The 857-nt window shown below is 77.5% G+C and carries 1 protein-coding gene; it reads right to left on the bottom strand.

From position 1 onward, the window contains the following. The coding region (gene metX / locus B7L92_RS36520) for a homoserine O-acetyltransferase MetX (protein WP_438364053.1) at nt 1-844 on the bottom strand (844 nt) is incomplete at its 3' end. Between the last annotated feature and the right edge of the window lie 13 nt (nt 845-857).

Here is an 857-nt window from a genome sequence, read left to right as displayed (position 1 = left end):
CGCGCACGCTGGTGGCCGGCGGGTAGAGGCGGTCGGAGTCGACGCCGGCCACCAGCGTGCGCGCGGTCACCCCGCGCAGGGCGGCGCGGACGCCGCCCCTGCCGCGCCCCACGTCATGGCCGTTCATCGCCTCCGTCAGCACCACGTAGCTCCCCGCGTCGAACCGGCGGACCAGCTTGGCCGCGTGGTGGTCGAGGTACGACTCGACCTGGTACCGGCCGCCCCTCCACGGGTCCTCCGCGCCCTGCGGCGCCCGGCCGAACCGGGCGGACAGCTCCGGCTCGCTGCGGTAGGTGACGTGCGCGATGCGGCGGGCGAGCCCCAGCCCGGCGTGCGGACCGCGACCGGTGTCGTGGTAGTCGCCGCCCTGCCAGTGCGGGTCGTTGCGGATGGCCTGCAGCTGGAGACCGGCCCAGGCGATCTGCTCGGCGCTCGCCGCCGCCGCCGTGGCGAGCAGCAGCAGCCCTTCCACCCGTTCCGGGTGGGACACCGCCCACTCCACGGCCCGCATCCCGCCCATCGAGCCGCCGACCACCAGCGCCCACCGCTCGATGCCGAGGGCATCGGCCAGCCGGGCCTCGGCGGCGACCTGGTCCCGCACGGTCAGGTACGGGAACGCGCCGCCCCAGCGCCGCCCGCCGGGGCGCGGCGAGGCCGGCCCCGTACTGCCCTGGCAGCCGCCCAGCACGTTCGGGGCGACGACGAACCAGCGGTCGGTGTCCAGCGCCCGACCGGGCCCGATCATCCCACGCCGGGCTGGTGGGACGACCTGATCGGGCCCGGCCGGGCGCTGGACGCCGACCGCTGGGTCGTCGTCGCCCGGCACGTGCTGGGCGGCTGCCAGGGCAGTACGGGGC

The organism is Streptomyces viridosporus (assembly GCF_002078235.1).
In the GTDB taxonomy this organism is placed as follows: Bacteria; Actinomycetota; Actinomycetes; order Streptomycetales; family Streptomycetaceae; genus Streptomyces; species Streptomyces viridosporus.
Note: the sequence above shows the minus strand (reverse complement) of the source record. Positions and strands in the feature narration are given on the sequence as shown.